Annotated in this window: 3 protein-coding genes; all 3 read right to left on the bottom strand. The window is 70.5% G+C overall.

Features of this window, described 5'->3' with window-relative positions; all coding sequences use genetic code 11:
- A partial coding sequence (locus ACFWBT_RS42655) for an SMI1/KNR4 family protein (RefSeq protein ID WP_385710131.1) occupies positions 1–475 on the bottom strand: 475 nt, incomplete at its 3' end.
- A gap of 83 nt (positions 476–558) precedes the next feature.
- A complete protein-coding gene (locus ACFWBT_RS42650; protein WP_385710128.1) occupies positions 559–1,176 on the bottom strand; it encodes a VOC family protein in 618 nt (205 codons plus the stop codon).
- Positions 1,177–1,292: 116 nt separating this feature from the next.
- A complete protein-coding gene (locus ACFWBT_RS42645; RefSeq protein ID WP_385710125.1) occupies positions 1,293–2,051 on the bottom strand; it encodes an SDR family oxidoreductase in 759 nt (252 codons plus the stop codon).
- Positions 2,052–2,380: the final 329 nt, after the last annotated feature.

The following is a 2,380-nucleotide window of genomic DNA, read 5'->3' as shown; positions in this document are numbered from 1 at the left end:
GCGTGTACACGGCCCACTCACCGTCCTCGTCCACGTCTTCAGGATCCAGGAGCACATGGGTGATGTCGGACTCGACGTCGAGCTGCAGCCCGCGCCGCCAGATGCCCGCCTCCCGCCGCTCCTCGGGCCCGGCGTCCTCGTCCATGTCTTCCTCATACATGTCCGCGAGACCCGACGCGTTGTTGTGCCAGCGCGCGTCCTCGGTACCCGCCAGGAGCCACACGAACCCGCCCGCGTGCCGCCACCCGTCGCTGACCCTCAGGAACTCCCTGTATGACGGGGGCATCCGCAGGCCCAGGCGCTCCTCCATGGCGGCGATTCGTTCCTCGGAAGCGGGCGGGAACCCCAGCCACCGGGCATGCCGCGCGGTCTTGTCGTCCTCCTCCCGCGTCTCGTCGTCCGGAAGGGAGTCCGCCCACTCCCCGCTCCACCTGAGCAGGAGGGATCGCCAGTCGAATGCCGTGGTATCCGTCATGAGACCGATGCTGCCACCCGGCACTGACAATGCTCCGCTGCCTGCCTGCCTGCCTGCCTGCCTGCACCCCGCGTCCGACCCGCTCACGAGGGTTGTTCTGTCCCGGCCTGCTCGCTCACCATGCACCGCGCGTACCAGTCCGGCCAGTCCGGGTCCTCCGCGCCGATCCGCGCCTCGTGCTCACCGTGGGCCGCCGCGGCCCGCCGCAATGCGCTCGTCAGGTCCTCGGCCGACGCGAACGAGGTGGTCGCGGGATCCAGCCGTCCCGGAAGCCGCGTGGTGATCTCTTGCAAGAGCCAGCCGTTGCCGTCCGGGTCACTGAACGACAGGAAGGAGCCGTAGCTGCCGCGTTGAGGATCGGGGCCAGGTACCCGGGCGTCGGTGCCGGCGTGGTGGAAGACGCCTCCGGCGTCGTGAAACACGTCGCCCGGGTCGGCGCCGCCTCGTCTCAGCTCCTCGCGGGCGGCTTCGATGTCGTCGACGACCAGGTGCAGTCCGCGAGCGGAGCCGGGGGCCTGATCGGTGACCGATCTGCCGAAGATGACCGAAGCCGGGGAGCCCGGAGGGGTCACCTGCACCACCCGGAAGTCCTCGTCGGTGGTGACGTCCGCGTCGAGTCTCCAGCCCAGCGCCGTGTAGAAGTCCTTGGCCCGGTCGACGTCGGACACCGGCACCACGACGACCTCGAGTTTCATGTCCATGGCTTGTTCCTCTCCTCTCGGACCCTGGATGGGACACCGGCGACGAACCTGATCCGGGAGCGGCGCCGGACCGCACGCCACGGCCGACCGCGGCTCGGGCCAGGGGCAGTGGACGGTCAGCGCGCGACGAGTTGCTGGCCACCGTCGATGTCGTATGTGGCGCCGGTGAGGGCGCCGTTGGCCATGATGTGCAGGGCGAGGGCGGCGACATCCTCAGGCCCGACCACCCGGCCAATGGGCAGTGTCTCCCTCAATTCCGCCCGCCGTGCGTCGAGTTGGTCGCCGAGGAGGGAAGCCGACAGCGGAGTGTCCACGAACCCGGCCGCGATGAGGTTGACCCGGACAGGGGCGACCTCCAGTGCCAGGTTGGCGGTCAGAGCCGGCAGCGCCGCGGTGAGAGCGCCCGTCACGGCCATCCCGAGCGCGGGCCGCCGGCCGCCGGTGCCGCCGATGAACAGCAGCGTTCCCCCGGCTCTGACCTTCTCCCGGCTCGCCCGCGCCACGGCCAGCATCATCGCGATACGCCCGCCGAAGTCATACGCGGCCTGGGCCAGGTCGAGTTCGGCGATCGGGGTGTACGCCGGGCTGCCCGCAGTGACCATCACATGGTCGACCTGCCCGGGCAGTTCTCCGATGAAGCGCTCCAGGTGCTCGACGTCCCGGGCGTCGAACGCGGCCGTGCTCAGCGGGTTCAGTTCGTCCGCGGCCCGCTCGAGACGTCCGGCGTCGCGCGCCACGAGAACCAGTTCGCCGTCGGCCGCACGCACCTGTCGCGCGGTCTCCAGACCGATGCCCGCGCTGCCTCCCACCACCACGACCGTCTGCCCGGCAAGCCGTCCTGGTGCTCCGCCGGCTTCTCCATCGATCCCACTCACAGGGGGGTCACCACCCTCAGAACACGGCTTCCGTACGTTCCCCGCTCGCGCCTACGAACGCAGGCCTCGGGGCCCCTGCCCATGGAGGCGGTGGGTGGCCCCCTGCTCGACCACGTGCGCACCGCGCTCGCCACACCCCTCGGCCGGGCTTTCGCGTTGGCCGCGTGATGCCCCGTGCCCTCCGGCACAGGCCGCCGATTCGACTTTCAGTCTGTCACTCGTTCGACTGGAAGGCATCCGCGCCGCGAGTCGAGAGGCGGTACTCGTGGACGGGATGCCAGTCGGTGCACACAGGTATGGGGCCCCGGATCTCTCCGGGGCCCCATACC

It is taken from the genome of Streptomyces sp. NPDC060027 (genome assembly GCF_042737005.1).
GTDB lineage: Bacteria > Actinomycetota > Actinomycetes > Streptomycetales > Streptomycetaceae > Streptomyces.
Note: the sequence above shows the minus strand (reverse complement) of the source record. Positions and strands in the feature narration are given on the sequence as shown.